Source organism: Streptomyces sp. NBC_00683, assembly GCF_036226745.1.
Classification (GTDB): Bacteria; Actinomycetota; Actinomycetes; order Streptomycetales; family Streptomycetaceae; genus Streptomyces.
Window position 1 is genome coordinate 4,390,042 of sequence record NZ_CP109013.1, and the last position, 24,133, is coordinate 4,414,174.

Below are 24,133 nucleotides of genomic sequence, written 5' to 3' on the forward strand. Positions count from 1 at the left end.
TCTGGCGCGTTTGTACGAGAGAAGGCATGACCCATGAATTTCGCCCCACTGCCCTCTGTGGATATCGCGGCAGTGCCGTCGGACGGCTTCGTGCTGGACGTCCGGGAGGACGACGAGTGGTCGGCCGGGCATGTCGAGGGTGCGCTGCACATTCCCATGAGTGACTTCGTGGCCCGGTTCGGTGAGCTGACCGAGGCGGCCGACGACGGGCGGCGCGTGCATGTGATGTGCCGGGTCGGCGGCCGGTCCGCACAGGTCACCCAGTACTTGGTGCAGCAGGGGATCGACGCGGTGAACATCGACGGCGGAATGCTCGCCTGGGACGGCGCGGGGCGGCCGATGGTCACCGACAACGGCACCGCGGCCTTCGTTCTCTGAGGCCCCTTCTCCGACGTTCCCTGAACGCTCTCCAGCTGTTTGTGAATGAGGACCGAGCGGCCGGTGGGCTGCTCGGTCCTCATTCACGTTCTGGCCTGACGGCTCTGGTTCAGCGGTTCGCGTTGCTGCGGTACAGCGGGCAGGTAGTTCAGTCGGCAGGCAGTTCAGCCGGTAAGAGGCTCAGCACGGCAGAGCCTCAGCGGTCGAAGTCGAGCTCGACCTTCGGGGTTAGCGGGTGCGACTGGCAGGCCAGCACGAACCCCGCCCCGGTCTCCTCCGGCTCCAGCGCGAAATTGCGGTCCATCCTCACTTCGCCCGAGACCAGGAAGGCCCGGCAGGTGCCGCACACTCCGCCCTTGCAGGCATAGGGGGCGTCCGAGCGGCTCCGCAGGACCGTCTCCAGGAGTGATTCGCCGTCCTGCACGGGCCAGCTGCCCGAGCGGCCGTCGAGGGTCGCCGTGAGCGTGCTGTCAGCCGGTGTGGTGGCCCGGGTGACGGACGGTGTCGCCGTTCCCTCGTCGGCGACGTGGAAGATCTCCTGGTGGATACGGGCCCGGTCGACGCCGAGCTCCCGCAGCGCACCTTCCGCGCCACGGACCAGGCCGAACGGACCGCACAGGAACCAGCCGTCCACGTCGGGCACCGAGAGGACCGCGGGCAGCAGCCCGGTGAGCCGCTCGCGGTCCAGCCGGCCGGAGGGGAGCCCGGCCGCCTGCTCCTCCCGGGACAGCGCCGTCACCAGGTGGAAGCGGTCCGGATAACGGTCCTTGAGGTCGGCCACCTCGTCCAGGAACATCGTCGACGCCGCCGTACGGTCACTGCGGATCAGGCAGAAGCGCGCAGCGGGTTCCCTGGCCAGCAGCGTCGCCGCGATCGACAGCACCGGTGTAATGCCGCTGCCGCCGACGATCGCCGCGAAGTTGCCGGGGCGCGGGTCGAGCACGAAGCGGCCCATCGGGGCCATCGCCTCCACCTGGTCCCCGACGGCCAGTTCCTTGAGCGCGTACGTGGAGAAGGCACCACCGTCGACCATGCGGATGCCCACCCGGAGCACCGGTTCGCCAGGCTCCTGGACGGCCGGTGCGCAGATCGAGTACGACCGGCGGATCTCCTCGCCGTCGGCGCTGTAGCGCACGTTGAGGTGCTGGCCGGGGCTGTGACGGAAGGTCTCGCGCAGCTCGGGCGGCACGGCGAAGGTGACAGCCACCGCATCGTCCGTGATCCGTTCGATGGCGCTGACCCGGAGCGGATGGAACATCTACAACTCCTTGAAGTGGTCGAACGGTTCGCGGCAGTCGACGCAGCGGCGCAGTGCCTTGCACGCGGTGGAGGAGAAGCGGCTCAGCAGTTCCGTATCGGTGGAACCGCAGTGCGGGCAGCGCACCGCGAGGGTCAGCGGCACCGGTCCGCCCGGCCCGCCTCCGGGTCGGGGTGGCGCGATGCCGAACTCGGCGAGCTTGCGCCGGCCCTCGTCGCTGATGTCGTCCGTCGACCAGGCCGGGGCGAGGACGGTCACCACGGAGACCTCGGCCACGCCGTGCTCGTGAAGCACTCGCTCGATATCGGCGGACATCGCCTCGATCGCCGGGCAGCCGGTATAGGTCGGAGTGAGCTGCACGGTGACGCTGTCCGGGCCGTCCATCCGCACGCCGCGGAGCACACCGAGCTCGTCCAGGGTGATGACCGGCAGCTCGGGGTCGGGCACGGAGCCCGCGAGCCGGTGGAGCTCCGCCTCCAGCAGGGTCTCGGTCACCATGACGCCCCCGGGTGGCTGCGGTGCAGGTGCTGCATCTCGGCGAGCATCCGCCCGAACGGCTCGGTGTGCAGACCTTGCCGGCCCGCTCCCGCCGTCCACGCTCCGGACTGCGGGCCGGACGGGAGCGTCAGCGTGGCCCGCTCGACCACGGAGGTGATGGCCGACAGCCAGCTGCTCTGCAGGGCCTCCCAGTCGGCATCGACTCCCTCGACGGGCTGGAACAGCTCACCGGTGAACCGCCACAGCGTGTCCAGGCCGCGCTGCATGCGCTCATGGCTCTCCGCCGTGCCGTCGCCGAGCCGCAGGACCCACTGCTCCGCGTGGTCGCGGTGGTAGGCGACCTCCTTGACGGCCTTCGCCGCGAGGTCCGCGAACTCGCCCCCGCCCGCGGCCAGCTGCTCGTAGAGCAGGTGCTGGTAGACGGAGAAGTAGAGCTGGCGGGCGATGGTGTGGGCGAAGTCGCCGTTCGGCTGCTCGACGAGCTGGAGGTTGCGGAAGGAGCGCTCCTCGCGGAGAAAGGCCAGCTCGTCCTCGTCGCCGACGAACGAGAGCAGCAGTCTGGCCTGCCCCAACAGGTCCAGGGCGATGTTGGCCAGGGCTACTTCCTCCTCCAGGACGGGGGCATGCCCCGCCCACTCCCCCAGCCGGTGCGAGAGCACCAGCGCGTCGTCGCCGAGGGCGAGAGCCGCGGTCACAGGTGCTTCACCCCTTCGGGGATCTCGTAGAACGTGGGGTGGCGGTAGGGCTTGTCCCCGGCGGGTTCGAAGAAAGAGTCCTTCTCGTCCGGCGAGGAAGCGGTGATCTCGGTCGAGGGAACTACCCAGATGGAGACGCCCTCCGAGCGGCGTGTGTACAGATCGCGTGCGTTGCGCAGGGCCATCTCCGCGTCCGGCGCGTGCAGGCTGCCTGCGTGGGTGTGGGAGAGCCCGCGGCGTGAGCGCACGAACACCTCCCACAGCGGCCAGTCGGTCGAGCTGCTCATGCTGTTGCCTCCCCGGGCTCTGCGCTTGCTCCGGATGCCCCGGGCTTTGCTGCGTGCTTGTCTGCGTATGCCGCTGCCGCGTCCCGGACCCAGGCGCCCTCTTCGTGGGCCGTGCGTCGCTGGGCGAGCCGTTCTTCGTTGCAGGGGCCGTTGCCCTTGAGGACCTCCTGGAACTCCGTCCAGTCGATCGCTCCGTAGTCGTGCTGTCCGAGCTCCTCGTTCCACCGGATGTCGGGGTCCGGGAGGGTGAGGCCCAACGCCTGTGCCTGCGGGACGCAGATGTCCACGAAGCGCCGGCGCAGCTCGTCGTTGGAGTGCCGCTTGATCTTCCAGGCCATCGACTGTTCCGAGTGCGCCGAGGCGTCATCGGGCGGGCCGAACATCATCAGTGAGGGCCACCACCAGCGGTTCACCGCGTCCTGGGCCATCTCGTGCTGGGCGGCGGTGCCCCGGCTGAGGGCGAGGAGCAGCTCGTACCCCTGGCGCTGGTGGAAGGACTCCTCCTTGCAGATCCGGACCATCGCCCGCGCATACGGGCCGTAGGAGCAGCGGCACAGCGGGACCTGGTTGGTGATTGCGGCGCCGTCGACCAGCCAGCCGATCGCACCGACGTCGGCCCAGGTCAGCGTCGGGTAGTTGAAGATCGACGAGTATCGCTGGCGGCCCGCATGGAGTTTGTCGAGCAGCTCCTCGCGGCTGGTGCCGAGCGTCTCGGCGGCGCTGTACAGGTACAGCCCGTGGCCGGCCTCGTCCTGCACCTTTGCCATCAGGATCGCCTTGCGGCGCAGCGAGGGTGCGCGGGTGATCCAGTTGGCCTCGGGCTGCATGCCGATGATTTCGGAGTGCGCGTGCTGGGCCATCTGGCGGACCAGTGAGGCCCTGTAGGCGTCCGGCATCCAGTCCCGCGGCTCGATCCGGTCGTCGGCTGCCACCGCGGCGTCGAATGCCGCGGCGCGCGCCGCGTCCGCCGTGCCTGCCGTCCCCTGCGTCGTCTGGTCCGCAGTCACTGCCGCCATCCCGCACTCCCTACCGACCGATCGTTCGGTTCATTGACTTCAATGGTGAGTCGGAGGCCCGTAGGGTGTCAACCCTGTGGATAACTGAGTGGTGATCGATGGCGATCGGGGCGGGATGGATTCGGACCACGGTGGGCACGCCGGAAGCGAGAAGAAGCTCGCCTGGCCGGAGGCGGTGGGTCATCCGGAAACCGGTCCGGACGGGGAGCCGTACGCCGCCGCCACGCACCCCGACAGCGGGGACGAAGACGCGGGTGCCGGATCGGCGGAGATACCCGGCACCGGGGCAGGCCGCCCGCCGAACACGGCGGTGGATGGCGCACCCGGTGCAGCCCCCGCACCCGGCACCGCGCCCGCCGTCGCACCCGGCGCGGATCCCGAGCCGGCACCCGGCACCGCCTTCGCAGTCGGTGCGGATCCGGGGCAGCCTCCCAGGCCGAGCGGCGGAATAGCCGCGCTCTCGCTTCCGTACCAGGTCACCGCAGCACTGGCACTGTCCGTCATCGGGCTCCTGGCCGTCGGACACCTGGCCATGGTGTTCCTGCACGTCGCACCGTCCAACACGCTGACGAAGCAGCACGGCGAGACGGTCGACGACTGGGTCTACCCGGAGTTCGAGCAGAACTGGAAGCTGTTCGCTCCCAATCCGCTCCAGCAGAACGTCGCCGTGCACGTACGGGCCGAGATCGCCGGCGCCGACGGCCGACGCACCACGCGCTGGATGAGCCTTTCCGGCGAGGACGGCGAGGCGATACGCGGAAACCCCCTCCCCAGTCACGTCCACCAGAACGAGCTCCGCCGTGCCTGGGACTTCTACGTGGGATCCCACGACAACGAGAACCGTCCCAACGGTCTGCGCGGCGAGCTCTCCGAGCGCTACATCCGCCGGATCGTGATGCTGCGCCTCATCGACGACAACTACGCAGGCACGGTCGAACGCATCCAGGTGCGGTCCGCCGTGCGTTCCGTCGGGGCGCCGCCGTGGAGCAACGAGAAGATCAGCACCAAGCCGAACTACCGGGTGCTCCCATGGTGGACAGTCACCTCGGACGATCTCCCCGAGTCGGACACAGCTGACCGGGCAGCACAGGGCGAGGAGGCGGAGAAGTGAGCGCACCCACCTCTCGGATCCGGAAGAACGCAGGGGATGCCGACCGTCTCGCCCGTGGCATCCAGCGGGTCACCGCTTCGCCCCTCGGCGCGTACCAGAGCGCCGTCGTCCGGATCGGTGTCTCCGCCACATATCTGCTGTTCCTGCTGCGTGAGCTGCCGCACCGCCAAGAGCTGTACGGCCCCGACGGCCCCTGGCGCTGGGACATGGCCCGGCAGCTCATCGACAGCAACGAAGCCTTCACCGTCCTCATGTGGTCCGACAGCGCGCTCTGGTTCGAGTCCGTGTACGCGCTCACGCTGCTGTCGGCCGCGCTCCTGATGATCGGGTGGCGCACCCGCGTCACGTCCGTCCTCTTCATGGTCGGGGTCCTCTCGCTGCAGAACCGCAGCATCTTCATGGGCGACGGCGGCGACAACGTCATCCACCTGATGGCCGTCTATCTGGTGCTGACGCGCTGTGCGCGCGTCTGGTCGCTGGATGCGCGCCGTGCGGCACGGAACGCCGCCCGGGCCGCGGAGGGCCGCACTCCGGTCCGGGACGTGGCGGGTCCGGTCCTCTGGGCCGCGGCCGGCCCCGTCCTGCTCGTGGCCTCGTTGATGGACGGTTTCGGCGGCACGTGGTGGCTGCAGTCGCTCCTGTGGGTGCTGTGGCTCGGGAACGCCGGCTGGTGGCTGGTGAACCGCTACGCACCCGACCGTGAGCTGCGCACGCTGCTCGACGTCGTGGCCAACCTCGCCCACAGCGCCGCCCTCGTCGTGATCATGGCCGAGGTCTGCCTGATCTACGCGACCGCCGGCTGGTACAAGATCCAGGGCTCGCGCTGGCAGGACGGCACCGCGCTCTACTACCCGCTCAAGCTCGACTACTTCACGCCGTGGCCAGAACTGTCGGGTCTTCTCGCGTCCAATGCCCTGGCCGTCATGGTGCTGACGTACGCCACGGTCATCGTGCAGGTCGCCTTCCCCTTCACCTTGTTCAACCGCCGGGTCAAGAACGTCCTGCTGGTGGTCATGATCGGTGAGCACGCCGGCATCGCCGTCCTGCTGGGCCTGCCGTTCTTCTCGATGGCGATGATCGCGGCGGACGCCGTCTTCCTGCCGACCGTCTTCCTGGTGTGGCTGGGAGCCAGGGTGACGCGCGGCCGGCAGCGGCTGTTCTCGCGCCCGGCGGGCACGCCCGTGCTGCCCGGGCAGCGGCAGCCGGGCGGTCAGGAGCAGGAGGCCCCGCAGCACGGCGGTGGCGGTGGCCATACGCTCGTCGGGTGAGCAGCGAGACCGGTAGTACACAAGAGCCCCAGGCGGACACGGCACCCGACCCGTCCGCCGAACCGATCCAGTACGACGACGGCTACGGCACGGAGATCGGCGTCGGCCCCCACCCGCAGCCCTGGCCCGAGGGGGAGCGGTACGACCCCGAGCTGCTCGCCCAGGGGGACAGGCGCAACGTGGGCGACTCCTACCGGTACTGGACGAGGGAGGCGATCGTCGCCGATCTCGATCTGCGGCGGCACGACTTTCATGTGGCGGTGGAGAACTGGGGGCACGATTTCAATATCGGCTCGGTGGTGCGCACCGCCAACGCCTTCCTCGCCAAGGAGATCCACATCGTGGGCCGGCGGCGCTGGAACCGTCGGGGGGCGATGGTCACCGACCGCTACCAGCACGTGAGGCACCACCCCGACACCGCGGACCTGACCGCCTGGGCGGCGGCCGAGGGGCTGCCGATCATCGGGATCGACAATCTTCCCGGGGCTGTGCCGCTGGAGCGTACGGAGTTGCCGCGACGGTGCGTGCTGTTGTTCGGGCAGGAAGGGCCCGGGCTGACGGAGGACGCGCGCAAGCACGCGTCGATGGTGTGCTCGATCGCGCAGTTCGGCTCGACGCGGTCGATCAACGCCGGTGCGGCAGCGGCCATCGCGATGCACGCGTGGGTGCAGCGGTACGCGGACATTCCGGACCCGCGGGTCCAGTAGCCGGTGGAGCGGGGCAGGTGTCGTGCTCTCCCCGCTCCACCGGACACCGGGAGCACCGGCCGTCCGACGCAGGCCGGCGACGGATCCCTATGCCTGGCGGCGGACCTCCACCACCCGGAAACGGTTGGAGACGAAGGCTCCGTCGCACAGGGCCGCGTTGGCCGCGGGGTTGCCGCCCGAACCGTGGAAGTCGGAGAACGCCGCGGTCTGGTTGACGTACACCCCGCCCGTCAGATTCAGCGAGAGCTGGGCGGATTCGTCGAGGCAGACGTCCTCCACCGCACGCTCCACGTCCGGGGACGTGGTGTACGCGCCGACCGTCATCGCGCCCTTCTCCCGAATGGTGCGGCGCAGGAGCTCCAGCGCGCCGGAGGTCGAGTCGACCGCGACCGCGAACGACACGGGGCCGAAGCACTCCGAGAGATAGGCCGCCCCCTCGTCGGGCTTGGTGCCGTCGAGCTTGACGATGACCGGCGTGCGGACCACCGCGTCGGGGAAGTCGGGATTGGCCACGGCGCGCGAGGCCAGGGCGACGTCACCCAGTGAAGCCGCCGCCTCCAGGCGGCCCTTGACGTCGGGATTCACGAGGGCGCCGAGCAGCCCGTTGGCCCGGGCGTCGTCACCGAGGAGCCCGTTGACGGCTTCAGCGATGTCCGTGACGACGTCCTCGTACGACTTGGCACCCGCGTCGGTCGTGATGCCGTCCCGTGGGATGAGCAGGTTCTGCGGGGTGGTGCACATCTGGCCGCTGTAGAGCGAGAGCGAGAAGGCCAGGTTGGCGAGCATGCCCCGGTAGTTGTCGGTGGAGTCGACGACGATCGTGTTGACGCCGGCCTTCTCCGTGTAGACCTGGGCCTGCCTGGCGTTGGCCTCCAGCCAGTCGCCGAATGCGGAGGAACCCGTGTAGTCGATGATCTTGATCTCGGGGCGTACCGCGAGGGTCTTGGCGATGCCCTCGCCGGGCCTCTCGGCCGCCAGCGCGATCAGATTCGGGTCGAAGCCCGCCTCGGACAGCACCTCGCGTGCCAGCTGGACGGTCAGCGCGAGCGGCAGGACCGCCCTGGGGTGCGGCTTCACCAGGACCGGGTTGCCGGTCGCCAGCGAGGCGAAGAGGCCCGGATAGCCGTTCCACGTGGGGAACGTGTTGCAGCCGATCAGCAGCGAGATGCCGCGGCCGGCGGCCGTGTACGACTTGTGCAGCTGGAGCGGGTCGCGCTTGCCCTGGGGCTTGGACCAGTCGGCGGTCAGGGGCGTGCGGATCTGCTCCGCGTACGCGTAGGCCACCGCTTCCAGGCCGCGGTCCTGAGCGTGCGGGCCGCCTGCCTGGAACGCCATCATGAAGGCCTGCCCGCTCGTGTGCATCACGGCGTGGGCGAGCTCGTGGGTGCGGGCGCTGATCCGGGCGAGGATCTCCAGGCAGACCAGGGCCCTGGTCTCCGGTCCGGCCGCGCGCCAGGCACCCGACCCGGCGGTCATCGCCGGGAGCAGGACGTCCGGATCGGCGTGGGGATACTCGACGCCGAGCTCCGGCCCGTAGGGCGAGACCTCCCCGCCGGTCCAGCCGTCGGTCCCGGGCTGGCCGAGATCGAGTTTGGTGTTCAGCACCGCGTCGAAAGCGGCCTTGCCCTCGGCCGCGCCCAGGCTGCCGGGGAGGCCGCCCTCTCCGTAGGCCTTCGGGTGCTCGGGGTGCGGGGACCAGTAGGCGCGCGTACGAATCGCGTCGAGGGCCTGGTCGAGCGTCGGGCGGTGGGTCTCGGACAGCTTCTCGGTGGAAAGCTCGGCGGCCATGACGGACCAACTCCTCGTCGAGCTGGGCAGGGATGTGCGGACGGAGTTAGAGTAACCGAACGATCGGTCGGGACAAGGGGCCCCAAGAAACCTGTGGACAACTCATGGGGGAGGATCGCGTTCATGACCACGGCCAAGCGGGACACGTACACCCCGGAGACACTCCTCACCGTTGCCGTCCGTGTCTTCAACGAGCGCGGTTACGACGGCACGTCCATGGAGCACCTCTCCAAGGCGGCGGGCATCTCCAAATCGTCGATCTACCACCATGTGACCGGCAAGGAAGAGCTGCTGCGGCGCGCGGTGAGCCGGGCGCTCGACGGGCTGTTCGGGATTCTCGAGGAGCCGGGCGCGACGCGCGGGCGGGCGATCGAGCGGGTCGAGTACGTGACACGCCGCACCGTCGAGGTGCTGATGGACGAATTGCCGTACGTCACGCTGCTGCTGCGCGTGCGCGGCAACACAGCGACCGAGCGCTTGGCCCTGGAGCGGCGGCGCGAGTTCGACCAGCGGGTGTCGGAGCTCCTCAAGGCCGCCGTGGCGGACGGTGACCTGCGTGCCGACGTGGACATACGCATGGCCACACGGCTGCTCTTCGGGATGGTGAACTCCCTGGTCGAGTGGTACCGCCCGCAACCGGGTGGCTCGGCCGAGCGGGAGCAGCTGGCCGACACCGTTGTCCAGCTGGCATTCGAGGGGATGCGGGCCAGCCGCTGAGCCTGCCTGATCCGGGCGGAGGACCCTAGGTGAGCTCCGCCGTGCGGTCCGGGCGGGGGCCCAGGTCGGTCTCCTCGAACACCAGCAGGGTGCGGGTGGAGAGCACCTCAGGTATGGACTGGATCCTGGTCAGGACCAGTTCGCGCAGCGCCCGGTTGTCCGGGGTGTGGACCAGGAGCAGGACATCGAAGTCGCCGCTGACCAGGGCGATGTGGGTGGCTCCCGGCAAGGCCTGGAGCTGTTCGCGCACGGTGCGCCAGGAGTTCTGGACGATCTTGAGCGTGATGTACGCGGAGGCGCCCTGCCCCGCCCGCTCGTGATTCACCCGTGCGCTGAAGCCGCGGATGACGCCGTCCTCGACGAGGCGGTTGATCCGTGCGTAGGCGTTGGCCCGCGACACGTGGACGCGTTCGGCGACAGCCCGTACGGATGCGCGGCCGTCCGTCTGCAGGATGCGGAGGATGTCGCGGTCGATGGCGTCCAGCGGCCGCGCGGGCGGAACCTGGCCGGCGCCCTCGCCCCTGTCGGCCATTTGTTCAGCTGCCATCTGCCCGTGCCTCCCTGTTGTGGACGACCTGTCTCTATCCCAGGCTGTGGAGAACCGTTTGTCCACAGGCTGACGGTGCCTGTAGCCAAAATGCGCCCACGACCGAACAATCGGTAGGTGAGGCACACCACACCGGTGCCCCGCCTATTCCTTGACATTCCTGAAGATTTCGAACACCCCTCGATGTATCTCGATGCCAGGAGGTGCTTGTCATGACGGTCCAAGAGCTGCCCGGCGCAGCCGCCTACAGGCCCACGCCGCCCCCGGCCTGGAAGCCGCTCACCGACCCCGCGCCGCTGCTCCCGGACCCCGAGCCGTACCGCGTGCTCGGTACGGACGCCGCGGCCGACGTGGACCCCGAGCTGCTGCTCCGGCTCTACGGGGAGCTGGTGCGAGGCCGCCGGTACAACACGCAGGCCACGGCTCTGACCAAGCAGGGCAGGCTCGCGGTGTATCCGTCGAGCACCGGTCAGGAGGCGTGCGAGATCGCGGCGGCGCTCGTGCTGGAGGAGCGTGACTGGCTGTTTCCCAGCTACCGGGACACGCTCGCCGCCGTGGCGCGCGGTCTCGACCCGGTGGAGGCGCTGACCCTGCTGCGGGGGGACCGGCACACCGGTTACGACCCGCGTGAGCACCGCATCGCCCCGCTGTGCACCCCGCTGGCCACCCAGTTGCCGCATGCCGTGGGTCTGGCCCACGCGGCGCGGCTCAAGGGCGACGACGTGGTGGCGCTCGCCATGGTCGGTGACGGCGGGACGAGCGAGGGCGATTTCCACGAGGCGCTCAATTTCGCGGCAGTCTGGCGGGCGCCGGTCGTCTTCCTCGTGCAGAACAACGGCTTTGCCATCTCCGTGCCGCTGGCCAAGCAGACGGCGGCGCCGTCCCTGGCGCACAAGGCCGTGGGGTACGGCATGCCGGGCCGCCTGGTCGACGGAAACGACGCGGCAGCCGTGCACCAGGTCCTCGGCGAGGCGGTGGCGCGGGCCAGGCGTGGTGGAGGGCCGACGCTGGTCGAGGCCGTCACGTACCGCATGGAAGCCCATACGAACGCCGACGACGCCACCCGGTACCGCGTGGACAGCGAGGTGGAGGCGTGGCGTGCGCACGATCCGATCCGGCTGCTGGAGCGGGAGCTGACCGGGCGCGGGCTGCTGGACGAGGACGGTATCGGGACGGTGCGGGAGGCGGCGGAACGCATGGCGGCGGGATTGCGCGAGCAGATGAACGCTGATCCGGTGCTCGATCCGATGGACCTGTTCGCCCATGTCTACGAGGAACAGACCGAGCAGTTGCGTGAGCAGGCGGCCCGTTTGAGGGTCGAGCTGGACGCCGAGCACGGCGAGAGCGGCGCGGAGGAAGGTCGATGACGACGGTGGCGACGATGGCCGGCGAGCGGGCGGGCACGGCCAAGCCGGCCACCATGGCGCAGGCGCTCGGCCGTGCGCTGCGTGACTCGATGGCCGAGGACCCGACCGTGCACGTGCTCGGTGAGGACGTCGGCACACTCGGCGGTGTCTTCCGAGTCACGGACGGTCTGGCGAAGGAGTTCGGCGACGACCGCTGTACGGATACGCCGCTGGCCGAGGCGGGAATCCTCGGCGCGGCGGTCGGTATGGCGATGTACGGGCTGCGGCCCGTCGTGGAGATGCAGTTCGACGCGTTCGCCTATCCGGCGTTCGAGCAGCTGATCAGCCATGTCGCGAAGATGAGGAACCGGACCCGGGGAGCCATGCCGCTGCCGATCACGGTCCGGGTGCCGTACGGCGGCGGGATCGGCGGGGTCGAGCACCACAGCGACTCCTCGGAGGCGTACTACATGGCGACGCCCGGTCTGCACGTCGTCATGCCGGCCACGGTCGAGGACGCGTACGGGCTGCTGAGGGAATCGATCGCCTCCGACGATCCGGTGGTCTTCCTGGAGCCGAAGCGGCTCTACTGGTCGAAGGCCGCGTGGTCGCCGGATGCGCCTGCCGCGGTCGAGCCGATCGGGCGGGCCGTCGTCCGCCGCTCCGGGCGCAGCGCGACCTTGATCACGTACGGGCCGTCGCTGCCGGTGTGCATGGAAGCCGCGGAGGCCGCCACGGCCGAGGGCTGGGACCTCGAGGTCGTGGACCTGCGTTCGCTGGTGCCGTTCGACGACGAGACCGTCGCAGCTTCGGTACGGCGTACGGGCCGTGCTGTGGTCGTCCACGAGTCCTCCGGTTTCGGCGGTCCGGGTGGAGAGATCGCAGCCCGGGTCACCGAGCGGTGCTTCCACCACCTGGAAGCGCCGGTGCTGAGGGTGGCCGGGTTCGACATCCCGTATCCGCCCCCCATGCAGGAGCGCCACCATCTGCCGGGCGTGGACCGGGTGCTCGACGCGGTGGCCCGTCTTCAGTGGGAGGCGGACAACTGATGCCGCAGGTGTTCGAGTTCAGGCTTCCCGACCTCGGTGAGGGGCTGACCGAGGCGGAGATCGTGCGCTGGCTGGTGGAGGTCGGCGATGTCGTCGCCATCGACCAGCCGGTCGTCGAGGTCGAGACGGCCAAGGCGATGGTGGAGGTGCCGTGCCCCTACGGGGGTGTCGTGACGGCGAGGTTCGGCGAGGAGGGTGCGGAACTTCCGGTCGGTGCGCCGCTGCTGACGGTGGCCGTCGGCTCGCAGGAGCCGGTGACGGGACAGGACCCGGCTTCCGGTTCCTCGTCCGGATCCCGTGGCGCGACGGAGACCGAGCCGGCGTCCGGCAACGATTCGGCGTCCGGCAATGTGCTCGTGGGCTACGGCACCGGCGCACCTGCCGCACGCCGCCGCCGGGTCCGGCCCGCGTCGTTCTCTGCCGCGGCCACGAGTACGGCCACAGCCACGGCTCCGGCTTCGGCTCCGGCCAAGGCTCCGGTTGAGCCTCCGGTTCCTGCCGCGGAGGAGGTGCGGGGGCCCGTGGCGGTCATCTCTCCTCTCGTTCGCAAGCTCGCGCGGCAGCACGGTCTCGATCTCCGGCTGGTGGCGGGTTCCGGGCGGGACGGGCTGATCCTGCGTACCGATGTCGAATCCGCGATCAAGGTTGCGGAGGAGGAGCAGGTTGCCGCTGAGGCTCCGGCGTCTCGTCCGGCGGCCGGTTCGGCGTCCCGTCAGGCGGGTGAGCGGATTGCGTTGCGCGGGGTCCGTGGTGCCGTCGCCGACAAGCTGGCGCGCAGTCGGCGCGAGATTCCCGATGCCACGTGCTGGGTCGACGCCGATGCCACCGAGTTGATGGCGGCGAGGGCCGCGATGAACAAGGCCGGTGGCTCCGCCGCGGCGCCCAAGGTGTCGGTGCTCGCCCTGCTGGCGCGCATCTGCACGGCGGCTCTGGCCCGGTTCCCCGAGCTCAACTCGACTGTGGACACCGAGGCCCGGGAGATCGTCCGGCTGTCCGAGGTCCATCTGGGTTTCGCTGCCCAGACCGAGCGGGGGCTCGTTGTTCCGGTCGTCCGGAACGCGCACTCCCGGAATGTGGAGTCGGTCGGCGCGGAGATCTCCCGGCTGACCGAGGTGGCGCGGACGGGGAAGCTGACCCCGGCGGATCTGACCGGCGGGACGTTCACTCTGAACAACTACGGGGTGTTCGGCGTGGACGGGTCGACACCGATCATCAACCACCCCGAGGCGGCCATGCTCGGGGTCGGCCGGATCGTGCCCAAGCCGTGGGTGCACCAGGGCGAGCTGGCGGTCCGCCAGGTCGTCCAGCTCTCGCTGACGTTCGACCACCGGGTCTGCGACGGCGGGACGGCCGGCGGATTCCTGCGGTACGTGGCCGACTGCGTGGAGCAGCCGGCGGTTCTGCTGCGCACGCTGTAACCGGACAGGGATCCCCCCACGGGATCGGTGGGGCCGGGTGGCACGCATACTCGGAGCATGACCGCGTATGACGCCATCGTTCTTGCCGGAGGGGCCGCCAAACGGCTCGGGGGAGCCGACAAGCCCGGGGTCCGGGTGGGCGGCCGGGCGCTGCTCGACCGGGTGCTCGGCGTCTGCGCCGACGCCGGGGCCACCGTAGTGGTGGGAGGGCGAAGGCCCACCGCGCGCCCGGTCACCTGGACGCGCGAAGTACCACCGGGCGGCGGGCCGTTGGCCGCGCTCGGTGCAGGGATGCGGCACACGTCCGCGGAGAGCGTTCTGGTGCTCTCCGCGGATCTGCCGTTCCTGGGGGAGACAACCGTCGGTTCGCTGCTGGCCGCTGCCGCGACGGGATCCCACGAAGGCGCCCTGTGCACCGACCCGGACGGGCGTGACCAGCCGCTCGTCGCGGTCTATCGCGCCGAGCCGCTGCGCCGCGAGCTGGCACTTCTCGCCACCGAGCACGGCAGTCTTGCCGGTCTGCCGCTGCGGCTGCTGACGGGCGAGCTGGACCTGGTCCGGGTCGAGGCCGGTCCTCTGGCCTCGTTCGACTGCGACACCTGGGAAGACATTGCTGCCGCCAGGGCGCGCATCAGGGAGCATGGGACCGTGCTGGATGAATGGATCAACGCAGTCAAGGACGAACTGGGCATCGAACTCGACGTCGACACCGGCGTTCTGCTCGACCTCGCCCGTGATGCCGCCCATGGTGTCGCCAGACCTGCCGCACCTCTGACCACCTTCCTGGTGGGGTACGCGGCGGCGAAGGCGAGCAGCGGCGCGAGCCCGGAGGCCGCGGCCGAAGCGGTGGCGGAGGCCGCCAGGAAGGCCACCGCGCTCGCCCTCCGATGGGAGGAAGAGGCGGGGAGCGGTAACGGGGCCGGCACGCCATGACGGCACTCGGAGGCGACGACGGGGGCCCCTTGCCCTCCGGACGTACGGACGACCGGTCCGGAACCCCGGCCCCCGACGCGGGCCGGGCTTCGTCGATGTCGGTGGGGGAAGTGTCGGTGGAGGAGGCGCGGGCCGCTGAAGAGGAGCGCGCCGTCGAGCAGGCCCTGGCTCTCGTGGGGCGGCAGCCACAGGCCGCGCACCCGACACCGGATCCGGCCCGCGCAGGGGGCCTGTCCTCCCCGCCGGAGCAGTCTTCGCCGTCGGACCCGGGCAAGGCGGAGTCCTCCGCCTCACAGCCCTCGGGAGACCAGCCTCCCAGCGACACACCCCCGGACTCCCCGAGTCTCCCCCGAGGCTCGGCAGCCACGCGCGTCTCCCCCTCCACGCAGGCCCGCCGGACCCGCGCCCACAGCACCCCCTGGGCCGAAGCCCGCGCTCTGGCCGAACGCCTGGGCCGCGCCGCACCCCTGGCCGCCCACCGTCTCCCCCTTGACCGGGCGCTCGGCCACGTCCTGGCCGAGGCGGTTGTGGCGCTCACCGATCTGCCGTCCTTCGACACGTCCGCAATGGATGGCTGGGCCGTTGCCGGACCGGGTCCGTGGACCGTACGCACGGGTGAAGGACTGCTCGCCGGACGCAGCACGCCGGCACTCCTCCCCGACGGTGAAGCGGTACGGATTGCCACCGGGGCCCGCATTCCGGTGGACGCCACCGCGGTCATCCGCAGCGAACACGCCCGCAGTGACGAGGCCAAGGGGCTGCTCCACGCGACGCGCGAGGTCGTCCCCGGACAGGACATCAGGCCCCGCGGTCAGGAGTGCCGCTCCGGCGACCAGCTCCTGCCCGTCGGCACCCTGGTCACCCCTCCCGTGCTGGGGCTGGCAGCCGCCGCGGGGTACGACGCCCTCGTTGCCGTACCCCGGCCCCGCGTGGACGTGTTCGTTCTCGGCGACGAGCTCCTCAACGCCGGGCTTCCGCACGACGGGCTGATCCGGGACGCACTGGGCCCCATGCTCGCGCCCTGGCTTCGCACCCTGGGAGCCGAGGTGACCGAGCCTCAACGCCTGGGCGACGACGCGCAGGCGCTCCGGCACGCCCTCGCCACCTCGGACGCCGATCTGATCCTCACCACCGGTGGCACCGCCGCCGGGCCGGTCGACCATGTCCACCCGGTCCTGGCCGAGACGGGGGCCGAGCTGCTGGTCGACGGGGTGGCCGTGCGCCCGGGGCACCCCATGCTCCTTGCCCGGCAGGCCGACGGCGGCCCCTATGTGGTGGGGCTGCCCGGCAACCCGCTCGCCGCCGTGTCCGGACTGCTCACCCTGGCCGAGCCCCTGCTCCGGGGGATCGCCGGACGAGCCGCTCAGGATCCGTACCGGGCGACAGTGCGGGGCGAGGTGCACGGGCATCCGCACGACACCCGGCTCGTCCCGGTGGTCCATCGTGCGGACAGCGCGGGCGGCACGGATCACGTCGTTCCCCTGCATTACAACGGACCTGCGATGTTGCGTGGGATCGCCGCTGCTGACGGACTGGCCGTTGTGCCGCCCGGCGGGGTACGGTCCGGCACCGAGGTGGAGATCCTCGATCTACCGTGGGCCTCGGCGACGCCGTGGACGGAAGGGTGTTTCACGTGAAACTTCCGGGCCAGGACGCGATGGCCAGGCGCGCGGACGAGCATGTCGTCCCCACTCGGGTGCTCCTGCCCCGACGGGTCGTCGACAGGCCGCTGCGCCAGGTCGCCAAACGGCTGGCGATGGCTCTGACGGTGCTGGCCACCACGGTCTTCATCGTCTGGATCGACCAGGACGGGTACCACGACAACGCCGACGGGAACGTCGATCTCCTCGACGCCGTCTACTACGCGACGGTGACACTGTCGACGACCGGATACGGCGATATCGTCCCGTACAGCGAGACGGCCCGGCTGGTCAATGTGCTGCTGGTGACGCCGTTGCGCGTGCTCTTCCTGATCATCCTGGTCGGCACCACCCTCGAGGTCCTGACGGAACGGACCCGGGAGGACTTCCGGCTGAACCGTTGGAGAACCAACTTGCGTGAACACACAGTTGTCGTCGGCTTCGGTACCAAGGGCCGTTCGGCAATCCAGACGCTCTGCGCCACGGGTCTCAAGAAGGACCAGATCGTCATCGTCGACCCGGCCGGCAAGGTGATCGAAGCGGCCAATGCCGAAGGCTTCGTCGGAGTGCTGGGCGATGCGACACGCAGCGATGTACTGCTGCGGGCAGAGGTCCAGAAAGCGCGTCAGATCATCATCGCCACCCAGCGCGACGACACGGCCGTACTGGTCGCGCTGACCGCGCGTCAGCTCAACCGGGGTGCGAAGATCGTCGCCGCCGTGCGCGAGGAGGAGAACGCGCCTCTGCTGCGCCAGTCCGGCGCCGACGCCGTGATCACCAGCGCGAGCGCGGCCGGCCGTCTGCTGGGACTCTCCGTGCTCAGCCCCAGTGCGGGCACGGTGATGGAGGACCTCATTCAGCAGGGCAGTGGTCTCGATCTCGTCGAACGGCCGGTGATAAAGGCCGAGGTGGGCAAGAGCGTCCGGGAGACCGAGGACCTCGTGGTGAGTGTGCTGCGCGGCCACAGGCTGCTCGGGTACGACGATCCGGCGGCCAGCCCCCTGCAGTTGACGGACCGGGTGATCACGATCGTGCGCGCCACCCCCCTTCATGTCCCGCCCATGAATCAACCGCCGCAGTCCAACCAGCGTTCCTAGGGCCTCTCCCCCGGGACCGTGCCGTGTGCGTGTGCCGCGTTCGCCGGGCGGAGCGGAGTAGCCTCGCGGCCATGCATGCGATCACGATCCCCGAACCCGGTGGCCCCGAGGCGCTCGTATGGGCCGAGGTCCCCGATCCCGTACCCGGCGAGGGAGAGGTCCTCGTCGAGGTCGTTTCCAGCGCCGTCAACCGGGCCGACGTCCTGCAGCGGCAGGGCTTCTACAACCCTCCGCCCGGTGCTTCTCCCTACCCCGGCCTGGAGTGCGCGGGCCGCGTAGCCGCCCTCGGGCCGGGTGTGACCGGTTGGTCGGTGGGTGACGAAGTGTGCGGGCTGCTGGCGGGCGGTGGCTACGCGGAGAAGGTCGCCGTGCCGACCGGGCAGCTGTTGCCCGTGCCCGAGGGCGTGGACCTGGTGACGGCCGCCGCGCTGCCCGAGGTGACGGCCACGGTCTGGTCCAACGTCTTCATGGTCGCCCATCTCCGCCCCGGCGAGACGCTGCTGGTCCACGGCGGGTCCAGTGGGATCGGCACGATGGCGATCCAGCTCGCGAAGGCCGTCGGCGCGCGCGTCGCGGTGACCGCGGGCGGGGCGGAGAAGCTGGCACGCTGTCAGGAACTCGGCGCCGACATCCTCATCGACTACCGCGAGCAGGATTTCGTCGAGGAGCTGCGCAAGGCGACGGACGGTACGGGTGCCGACGTCATCCTCGACATCGTCGGGGCCAAGTACCTGGACCGGAACGTGCGGGCCCTGGCCGTCAACGGCAGGCTGGCGATCATCGGCCTCCAGGGCGGCGTCAAGGGTGAACTGAACCTCGGCGCCCTGCTGAGCAAGCGCGCTGCCGTCACGGCCACCTCTCTGCGCGGCCGTCCGCTCGCGGAGAAGACCGCGATCGTCGCAGCCGTACGGGAACATGTCTGGCCGCTGATCGGCCAGGGTGTCGTCCGGCCGGTCGTGGACCGCACGGTGCCGATGGCGGACGCCGCGGAGGCCCACCGGGTGCTGGAGTCGAGCGCGCACATCGGCAAGGTTCTCCTGCTCGCACCGGGCGCCTGACACCGGCGTACGGCCTGGCAACGAGCACCTGGCACGGAACGCCGAACACCTGGCACGGAACGCCGAACACCGAGCACCTGGCACGGAACGCCGAACACCGAGGCGCCGCCCACGCGCAGGGGCCCGGCACACACCACGTGTGCCGGGCCCCTGCGCGTTATGCGCTCGGCGACCTGAGGTCGGGATGACGAAGGCAGGGCCTACAGATACGGGCCGGATCGGGCCGGGCCGTGCGGGTCCGTGCCGCCTTCCTCGTCCTCGTGGCCCACGCCCGGAGGCAGGGCGCGTCGCATCTGCTCCAGCTGCGCACGGGCCGCCATCTGCTGGGCGAACAGGGCCGTCTGGATGCCGTGGAACAGGCCCTCCAGCCAGCCCACCAACTGGGCCTGCGCAATCCTCAGCTCGGCCTCGGACGGGACCGACTCCTCGGTGAACGGCAGCGAGAGCCGTTCCAGCTCCTCCACCAGCTCCGGCGCGAGCCCGTCCTCGAGCTCCTTCACCGAACTCGCGTGGATCTCCTTGAGCCTGACCCGGCTCGCCTCGTCGAGAGGAGCCGCCCTGACCTCCTCAAGGAGCTGCTTGATCATGCTGCCGATGCGCATGACCTTCGCGGGCTGTTCGACCATCTCCGTCACCGGGACCTCGCGCGACTCGTCGTCACTGCCACCGCCGCCGATAGCCATTCCGTCCTGTCCCACCACAAGGACTTGAGGGTGCTCCTGCGACCGGTCATTCCTCGGCATCTCCATGCCGCCATTGTCTCGTATACCTGCTCCACATCACGGTGGTGCCCCCGGGAAGGGATGATCCACCCTTTCCGGGGGCACCGGAACAGCCGGTCAGCGGGCGTTCACCCCGCGCGGCGGGCCAGTTTCAGCCGCGACCCGGCGAACGCGGCGGCGAGCAGCCCGGCCAGGACGGGCACGACCAGGGCCAGCAGCCCGATGGTCTCCCACGGCAGCACGATCGGCGTGTACGCGGAGTCCATGGGCTCCTTGCGCATGGCCGCCATCGCCTCGCGCAGGTCGATCAGGCGCAGCGACACCGCGGGCACGATGCCGGCCACCGTGCCGAGCAGTACACCGGTGAGCGCTACCACCAGGCACTGGAAGCCGGAGAGGGAACGCCGTACGCCCGGGGGCGCGCCCACCGCGCTGAGCGTGGTGAGGTCGGCCTCCGCGTCGGCCTTGGCGAGGCCGGTCGTGATGGCGGCCGCGCCCAGGGTCACCACGCCCGCGAAGAGGGCGAGGATCAGCAGGATCACATCCTCGTCCCGGGATTCCGCCCCCTGCTCCGTCTGGAGGAAGGCGGCGTCCCCGGCCTGTGCGAACGCTGCCTGCAGCGCCTGCTGCTCGGCGTCCGTGGGGGTGTGCGTGACGGTGTAGATGCTGCCGTAGTCCTGGGTGTGCAGTCCGAGCCGGTCCGCGGTCTTCTTCGGCAGGATCATGCGGATCCCGGGAGTGGCGGCGTACTTCCCGGGCGCGACGTACACCTTGATCCGGTCCGTGGTGGTCCTGGCCGTGCCCGGGTGCAGCTTCCGGTTCTCGGTGTCGCGCTCGTTGTACGTGTGGACGGACTTCAGGGTGACCTGGCCGTTCTCCGCGTACGCCGGGTTGAGCAGTACCGGGGTGCCGTCCGCCAGGGCCCTGGCGGCCTCGGGGTCGTCGAGTTTCACGTACGAGGTCAGTACGGAAGCGTCTCCCACGACGATCTTGGCGATGCCCGAATCGAACGAGTACGCCTGGATGTACTCGTCGACGCAGGCGGGGGAGCCCATCAGCTTCTTGTGGGCACCGGCCGAGAGCCCTTCGGCAAGTTTCCTGGCTCCCGGTCCCTGAAGCGGGCAGCTGTGGCCCTTGCCGGTCGGCTTGACCATCTCGAGTGTGCCGCAGCCGTCCTCCTCCTCGTAGTAGACGGAGCAGTCCGAGCCCGCCCAGACACGTCCGAAGTCGGCACGGCCGCCGCTGACGGCAAGGTTCCGCTCGACGGCGGCACGGGCCAGGGGGAGCTGATCGCCCTCCGTCGGCTGGGAGCCCACGAGCGCCGCTGTGCCGGGCGTGAGCATGGGTATGTGGTCGTACTCGTGCTCGGCCATCACGCTGGCGGTGTACGTGGCGATGGCCACGGTGCCCGCGACCGCGGCCATCACGGCGGCGACCGCAGGTGCCGTGCGGCCCCGGTTGCGGGCCGCGTCGCGCAGCGCCATCCGCGGGGAGAGCGGGAGCCGGGAGCCGAGCCGGCCCAGGAAGCCCACGATCACGGGGATGCAGGCGAGCACGCCGAGCTCGGCGACTACCGAGCCGCCGGCGACCAGGTTCGTGTTGCCCGTGGTGCCGCCGATGACGGCGACGGCGATGCCGCCCGCCATCGCCACACAGCCCACCGCGGGCAGGACGCGTGAGCTCCGGCGTGTTCCGCGGCGGCCGGTGAGGGATTCCAGTACGGACTGGCGGCCGGCCACGATCGCCGGGGCCAGCGCCGCCAGGATCCCGGTGACGAGGCCGATCACGGCGATCGCCAGCAGCTCCCAGGGGCGGATCTCGAGCTCGCCGAAGCGGTTCTCGGTCCAGCCCTCGATCAACGGGCGGAACAGGACGGTCAGCCCGAGACCGGCGACGACACCGGACACGGCGCCGAATCCGCCGAGCACCACACCCCCGGCCAGCACCACCGCCCGTACCTGGCTGCGGTCCCCGCCGCAGGTTCCGACAAGGCCGAGCTGCCTGCGCGAGCGGCGCGCGCCGACCGCGAACGCGGGGCCGGCCAGCAGGACGACCTCGAGGACCGCCATGGCGACGACGGTCACGACGGCCGCGCTCAGCTCCGCCGAACCGTCGGGGAAGCCCATGCCGGCGCGTGCGGCCATCGGCACCTCGGAGTCCGGCGGCGGGTCGAGGGCCACCTGGCGGGACAGCACCAGGACACCCTTCTTGTTGGCCGCGAGTACGTCCGACCAGGTGATACCGGCCCCGGGCGCGCCCTGGACCAGCCACTTCGTGTCTCCGGGGTTCGGCGGAACGATCTTGTCGTCGCGGGCGGCCGCAGCCGTCCAGGGTGCGAGGACCGCACCCGGATCGGCGTACAGCTTGCTCGCGCCGAGCTCACTGTGCAGCTCGACGCTGCCGGTGATCGTGTACGTCTGCTCGGGGCCGCTCAGCGTCGTGCGGGAGCCGATGCGCAGCCCGGTCGACTCGAGGAAGTGCTCTGTCGCGACGACCTCGTCCTTGCCTGCCGGGTACGTGCCTTCGACGAGGTCGAGCTTGCCGCGGACAGCCGGGTCGGAGGTGCGCAGCTCGACGATCTCGATGTTGGCGATGCCGTGCCGGGTGGTGACCGTGGCGGGCACGGACTGCTCCGTGATGTACCGCGAGCCTTCCGGGAAGGCGCTCCGTACGTCGACGGGCTTCGGGGCGCTGTCGGGCTGCGGTGCGCCGGGCGGTGAGCCGTAGGTCCTGAGGTCGGGCAGCTGCTCGACAGGGACGGGCCCCATGCCGGCCGAACTGAACACGGCGTCCGCCGAGCCCATCGTGGCGGTCAGCTTCTCGGCGGCGGTCGGGGTGGAGCTGCGGTACGTGACATCGGCGGCGGTCACACCGAGGACCGGCAGGGCGATCATCGCGACGACGAGTGCGCTGCGGCCCTTGGACCTCAGGGCGTCGCGCCGGGCGATCCGGAGGGCGGCGCGCCACCCCGTGAAGACGCTCACTTGGCACCCTCTGCGGTGAGCAGCGAGTCGGCGCCGGACGACAGGGTCTGGTCGACGATCGACCCGTCCCTGAGGAAGACGACACGGTCGGCCCAGGCGGCGTACCGCGGCTCGTGCGTCACCATCACGCCGGCCGCCCCCTCGTCGCAGCGGTTGCGCAGCAGGGCGAGGACGGCTTCGCCCGTCTCGGAGTCGAGAGCGCCGGTCGGTTCGTCGGCGAGCACGAGGCGGCGGTCGCCCACGAGTGCGCGGGCGATGGCGACACGCTGCTGCTGGCCGCCGGACATCTCGTCGGGGAAGCGGTCGGCGATCTCGGTGAGGTGCATCTCCTCCAGTGAGGCGAGGGCCTCCTTGCGCGCCTTGCGGACGGATACGCCGTCGAGCTCACGCGGCAGGGCGATGTTCTCCGCGGCGGTGAGCGCGGGGATCAGGTTGTAGTCCTGGAAGACGTAGCCGACGCTGCGCCGGCGCAGGGCGGCGACGCCCTTGCGGCCGAGCGTGGAGATGTCCTGGCCCTCGATGACGACCTGGCCGCTGCTCGCGGTGTCGAGACCGCCGGCCAGGGTCAGCAGGGTGGACTTGCCGGAGCCGGACGGGCCCATCACGGCGACGAGCTCCCCCGCGTGCACGGCGAGGTTGATGCCGCGCAGGGCGTGCACCTCCGCGATGCCGGAGCCGTGGGTACGGGTCAGCGCCCTCAGTTCGAGGACGGGTGCGTCCACGGGCGGGCCGGAGGACGGGAAGGGTGCGGACGAGGACATGGTGGGTTGTTCCCCCTAGGAGCGACGTGCGGAAGGTCGGGGCGGGCCGGATCGGTGCGTGGTCGGCGGTCTGCCACCACCGGTCCGGCGCCGGCGGTCGGTGTCGGCGGTCCGTAGTCGGCGGGCCGTTGTCGGCGGTCCGGGTGCGGCGGTCCGTGGTCAGCGACGGGTGCCGCGCAGCCGGGAGGCCGCCGTGCGGGCGCTTCCGCGGCCGGTGGCCGCGGTGGACCCCGGTCCGGCAGCGGGTTCGGTGGCGGCGGCTTCGGCGAGCCGGACGAGGCGGGACTCGCAGTGGTCCAGCCACCGGGCCTCGGCCTCGGCCTGGAAGATCAGCTGCTCCACCACGAGGAGCCAGGCGACCTCGTCGCGGTCGGCGGGGACGTCCGCGAGTGCCTGGGCCTTGAGCCGGGTGTAGTCCTGCATGGCTTTCACGGTGTGGCTGCGCTGGGACTGGATGACGGCCCGGATGTCGACGCCGGGCGCCCCGACCGCCATCGCGAGCTTGATGGCCAGCTCGTCCCGGGGCGGGTTGCTGCGGTCGACCGGGGTCTCGAACCAGCTCCGCAGCTCGGTGCGGCCGTCGTCGGTAATCGAGTACAACGCGTGGCCCGCGTCGTCCTCACCGTCCTGGGCGACCATGCCGTCGCGTTCCAGCCGGCTGAGGGTCGTGTAGACCTGGCCGACGTTCAGCGGCCAGGTGGAACCGGTGCGGGACTCGAATTCAGTACGGAGCTGGGAGCCGTACCGAGGCCCCCGCTCCAGGAGGGCCAGCAGCCCGTGGCGGATCGACATACTGAGTATGTATACCGAGTATGTTGTCGAGTGCAAGCCCCACAAGCGGTCGGTGCATGTGGG

Annotated in this window: 23 protein-coding genes; 12 read left to right on the plus strand and 11 right to left on the minus strand. The window is 70.6% G+C overall.

Annotation, left to right across the window (positions count from 1 at the left end; genetic code table 11):
- Positions 1-33: 33 nt before the first annotated feature.
- The gene (locus OG257_RS19690) at positions 34-378 is read left to right on the plus strand and encodes a rhodanese-like domain-containing protein (RefSeq protein ID WP_329209179.1); all 345 of its coding nucleotides are present in this window, start codon (positions 34-36) and stop codon (positions 376-378) included.
- A gap of 196 nt (positions 379-574) precedes the next feature.
- Here OG257_RS19690 and OG257_RS19695 read toward each other — a convergent pair whose 3' ends face one another.
- From OG257_RS19695 to paaA, 5 genes are read right to left on the minus strand one after another with little or no spacing between them, the layout of a single operon-like run.
- A complete protein-coding gene (locus tag OG257_RS19695; protein WP_329209181.1) occupies positions 575-1,636 on the minus strand; it encodes a 2Fe-2S iron-sulfur cluster-binding protein in 1,062 nt (353 codons plus the stop codon).
- Positions 1,637-2,134 (minus strand): 1,2-phenylacetyl-CoA epoxidase subunit PaaD, encoded by a 498-nt coding sequence (gene paaD / locus OG257_RS19700; RefSeq protein ID WP_329209183.1) that lies wholly within the window; start codon positions 2,132-2,134, stop codon positions 1,637-1,639. It abuts the gene before it with no gap.
- Positions 2,128-2,829, minus strand: a complete 702-nt coding sequence (gene paaC, locus OG257_RS19705) for a 1,2-phenylacetyl-CoA epoxidase subunit PaaC (protein ID WP_329209184.1) — start codon at positions 2,827-2,829, stop codon at positions 2,128-2,130. Before paaC ends, paaD begins: the two co-directional genes overlap by 7 nt.
- Entirely contained in the window at positions 2,826-3,116 is a 291-nt protein-coding gene (gene paaB, locus OG257_RS19710) for a 1,2-phenylacetyl-CoA epoxidase subunit PaaB (protein ID WP_030972485.1), read from the minus strand. Before paaB ends, paaC begins: the two co-directional genes overlap by 4 nt.
- The gene (gene paaA, locus OG257_RS19715) at positions 3,113-4,132 is read right to left on the minus strand and encodes a 1,2-phenylacetyl-CoA epoxidase subunit PaaA (RefSeq protein WP_329209186.1); all 1,020 of its coding nucleotides are present in this window, start codon (positions 4,130-4,132) and stop codon (positions 3,113-3,115) included. Before paaA ends, paaB begins: the two co-directional genes overlap by 4 nt.
- 115 nt (positions 4,133-4,247) lie before the next feature.
- Between paaA and OG257_RS19720 the strand changes: the two genes are divergently transcribed.
- From OG257_RS19720 to OG257_RS19730, 3 genes are read left to right on the plus strand one after another with little or no spacing between them, the layout of a single operon-like run.
- Positions 4,248-5,243 (plus strand): DUF5819 family protein, encoded by a 996-nt coding sequence (locus OG257_RS19720; RefSeq protein WP_329209188.1) that lies wholly within the window; start codon positions 4,248-4,250, stop codon positions 5,241-5,243.
- Positions 5,240-6,511, plus strand: coding sequence for an HTTM domain-containing protein (locus OG257_RS19725; RefSeq protein WP_329209190.1), 1,272 nt, complete (start codon positions 5,240-5,242; stop codon positions 6,509-6,511). Before OG257_RS19720 ends, OG257_RS19725 begins: the two co-directional genes overlap by 4 nt.
- Positions 6,508-7,218 carry a TrmH family RNA methyltransferase gene (locus OG257_RS19730; protein ID WP_329209192.1) on the plus strand — a complete coding sequence of 237 codons (711 nt, stop codon included), beginning with the start codon at positions 6,508-6,510 and terminating at the stop codon, positions 7,216-7,218. Before OG257_RS19725 ends, OG257_RS19730 begins: the two co-directional genes overlap by 4 nt.
- A gap of 87 nt (positions 7,219-7,305) precedes the next feature.
- Here the strand turns inward: OG257_RS19730 and paaN are convergent, their stop codons facing one another.
- Positions 7,306-9,006 carry a phenylacetic acid degradation protein PaaN gene (gene paaN / locus OG257_RS19735; protein ID WP_329209193.1) on the minus strand — a complete coding sequence of 567 codons (1,701 nt, stop codon included), beginning with the start codon at positions 9,004-9,006 and terminating at the stop codon, positions 7,306-7,308.
- A 123-nt stretch (positions 9,007-9,129) separates the two neighbouring features.
- On the opposite strand from paaN, the gene OG257_RS19740 reads away from it, so the two are divergent.
- Complete coding sequence (locus tag OG257_RS19740) at positions 9,130-9,723, plus strand: TetR/AcrR family transcriptional regulator (RefSeq protein ID WP_329209195.1); 594 nt, start codon at positions 9,130-9,132, stop codon at positions 9,721-9,723.
- Positions 9,724-9,748: 25 nt separating this feature from the next.
- On the opposite strand, the gene OG257_RS19745 is transcribed toward OG257_RS19740, so the two are convergent.
- Positions 9,749-10,270 (minus strand): Lrp/AsnC family transcriptional regulator, encoded by a 522-nt coding sequence (locus OG257_RS19745; protein ID WP_329209197.1) that lies wholly within the window; start codon positions 10,268-10,270, stop codon positions 9,749-9,751.
- 212 nt (positions 10,271-10,482) lie between these two features.
- Here OG257_RS19745 and pdhA point away from each other — a divergent pair, with 212 nt between their 5' ends.
- From pdhA to OG257_RS19780, 7 genes are all read left to right on the plus strand, one after another.
- Entirely contained in the window at positions 10,483-11,637 is a 1,155-nt protein-coding gene (pdhA, locus tag OG257_RS19750) for a pyruvate dehydrogenase (acetyl-transferring) E1 component subunit alpha (protein WP_329209199.1), read from the plus strand.
- A complete protein-coding gene (locus OG257_RS19755) occupies positions 11,634-12,665 on the plus strand; it encodes an alpha-ketoacid dehydrogenase subunit beta (protein ID WP_329209201.1) in 1,032 nt (343 codons plus the stop codon). Before pdhA ends, OG257_RS19755 begins: the two co-directional genes overlap by 4 nt.
- Positions 12,665-14,083, plus strand: a complete 1,419-nt coding sequence (locus OG257_RS19760; RefSeq protein WP_329209203.1) for a dihydrolipoamide acetyltransferase family protein — start codon at positions 12,665-12,667, stop codon at positions 14,081-14,083. Before OG257_RS19755 ends, OG257_RS19760 begins: the two co-directional genes overlap by 1 nt.
- Positions 14,084-14,140: 57 nt before the next feature.
- Positions 14,141-15,016 carry an NTP transferase domain-containing protein gene (locus OG257_RS19765; protein ID WP_329209205.1) on the plus strand — a complete coding sequence of 292 codons (876 nt, stop codon included), beginning with the start codon at positions 14,141-14,143 and terminating at the stop codon, positions 15,014-15,016.
- A gap of 95 nt (positions 15,017-15,111) precedes the next feature.
- The gene (locus tag OG257_RS19770; RefSeq protein ID WP_329215202.1) at positions 15,112-16,653 is read left to right on the plus strand and encodes a molybdopterin molybdotransferase MoeA; all 1,542 of its coding nucleotides are present in this window, start codon (positions 15,112-15,114) and stop codon (positions 16,651-16,653) included.
- On the plus strand, positions 16,611-17,753 hold the full coding sequence (locus OG257_RS19775; protein WP_329209206.1) for a potassium channel family protein: 1,143 nt from the start codon (positions 16,611-16,613) through the stop codon (positions 17,751-17,753). The genes OG257_RS19770 and OG257_RS19775 overlap by 43 nt, the downstream gene beginning before the upstream one ends.
- Positions 17,754-17,824: 71 nt before the next feature.
- Complete coding sequence (locus OG257_RS19780; RefSeq protein ID WP_329209208.1) at positions 17,825-18,811, plus strand: NAD(P)H-quinone oxidoreductase; 987 nt, start codon at positions 17,825-17,827, stop codon at positions 18,809-18,811.
- A 200-nt stretch (positions 18,812-19,011) separates the two neighbouring features.
- Here OG257_RS19780 and OG257_RS19785 read toward each other — a convergent pair whose 3' ends face one another.
- From OG257_RS19785 to OG257_RS19800, 4 genes are all read right to left on the minus strand, one after another.
- The gene (locus OG257_RS19785; RefSeq protein WP_329209210.1) at positions 19,012-19,560 is read right to left on the minus strand and encodes a bacterial proteasome activator family protein; all 549 of its coding nucleotides are present in this window, start codon (positions 19,558-19,560) and stop codon (positions 19,012-19,014) included.
- Positions 19,561-19,661: 101 nt separating this feature from the next.
- A complete protein-coding gene (locus tag OG257_RS19790; RefSeq protein WP_329209212.1) occupies positions 19,662-22,517 on the minus strand; it encodes an FtsX-like permease family protein in 2,856 nt (951 codons plus the stop codon).
- Positions 22,514-23,278, minus strand: coding sequence for an ABC transporter ATP-binding protein (locus OG257_RS19795; RefSeq protein WP_329209214.1), 765 nt, complete (start codon positions 23,276-23,278; stop codon positions 22,514-22,516). Before OG257_RS19795 ends, OG257_RS19790 begins: the two co-directional genes overlap by 4 nt.
- A gap of 159 nt (positions 23,279-23,437) precedes the next feature.
- Positions 23,438-24,070, minus strand: a complete 633-nt coding sequence (locus OG257_RS19800; protein WP_329209216.1) for a PadR family transcriptional regulator — start codon at positions 24,068-24,070, stop codon at positions 23,438-23,440.
- Positions 24,071-24,133 lie beyond the last annotated feature (63 nt).

Bases quoted from the DNA above. Each gene is read 5' to 3' on its own strand.
- OG257_RS19740 (WP_329209195.1), top strand. From the start codon at position 9,130: ATGACCACGGCCAAGCGGGACACGTACACCCCGGAGACACTCCTCACC.
- OG257_RS19770 (WP_329215202.1), top strand. From the start codon at position 15,112: ATGTCGGTGGGGGAAGTGTCGGTGGAGGAGGCGCGGGCCGCTGAAGAG.
- OG257_RS19755 (WP_329209201.1), top strand. From the start codon at position 11,634: ATGACGACGGTGGCGACGATGGCCGGCGAGCGGGCGGGCACGGCCAAG.
- OG257_RS19760 (WP_329209203.1), top strand. From the start codon at position 12,665: ATGCCGCAGGTGTTCGAGTTCAGGCTTCCCGACCTCGGTGAGGGGCTG.
- OG257_RS19765 (WP_329209205.1), top strand. From the start codon at position 14,141: ATGACCGCGTATGACGCCATCGTTCTTGCCGGAGGGGCCGCCAAACGG.
- paaA (WP_329209186.1), bottom strand. From the start codon at position 4,132: ATGGCGGCAGTGACTGCGGACCAGACGACGCAGGGGACGGCAGGCACG.
- OG257_RS19785 (WP_329209210.1), bottom strand. From the start codon at position 19,560: ATGGAGATGCCGAGGAATGACCGGTCGCAGGAGCACCCTCAAGTCCTT.
- OG257_RS19720 (WP_329209188.1), top strand. From the start codon at position 4,248: ATGGATTCGGACCACGGTGGGCACGCCGGAAGCGAGAAGAAGCTCGCC.
- OG257_RS19780 (WP_329209208.1), top strand. From the start codon at position 17,825: ATGCATGCGATCACGATCCCCGAACCCGGTGGCCCCGAGGCGCTCGTA.
- paaB (WP_030972485.1), bottom strand. From the start codon at position 3,116: ATGAGCAGCTCGACCGACTGGCCGCTGTGGGAGGTGTTCGTGCGCTCA.
- OG257_RS19795 (WP_329209214.1), bottom strand. From the start codon at position 23,278: ATGTCCTCGTCCGCACCCTTCCCGTCCTCCGGCCCGCCCGTGGACGCA.
- OG257_RS19695 (WP_329209181.1), bottom strand. From the start codon at position 1,636: ATGTTCCATCCGCTCCGGGTCAGCGCCATCGAACGGATCACGGACGAT.
- OG257_RS19745 (WP_329209197.1), bottom strand. From the start codon at position 10,270: ATGGCAGCTGAACAAATGGCCGACAGGGGCGAGGGCGCCGGCCAGGTT.
- paaD (WP_329209183.1), bottom strand. From the start codon at position 2,134: ATGGTGACCGAGACCCTGCTGGAGGCGGAGCTCCACCGGCTCGCGGGC.
- OG257_RS19690 (WP_329209179.1), top strand. From the start codon at position 34: ATGAATTTCGCCCCACTGCCCTCTGTGGATATCGCGGCAGTGCCGTCG.
- pdhA (WP_329209199.1), top strand. From the start codon at position 10,483: ATGACGGTCCAAGAGCTGCCCGGCGCAGCCGCCTACAGGCCCACGCCG.
- paaN (WP_329209193.1), bottom strand. From the start codon at position 9,006: ATGGCCGCCGAGCTTTCCACCGAGAAGCTGTCCGAGACCCACCGCCCG.
- OG257_RS19800 (WP_329209216.1), bottom strand. From the start codon at position 24,070: ATGTCGATCCGCCACGGGCTGCTGGCCCTCCTGGAGCGGGGGCCTCGG.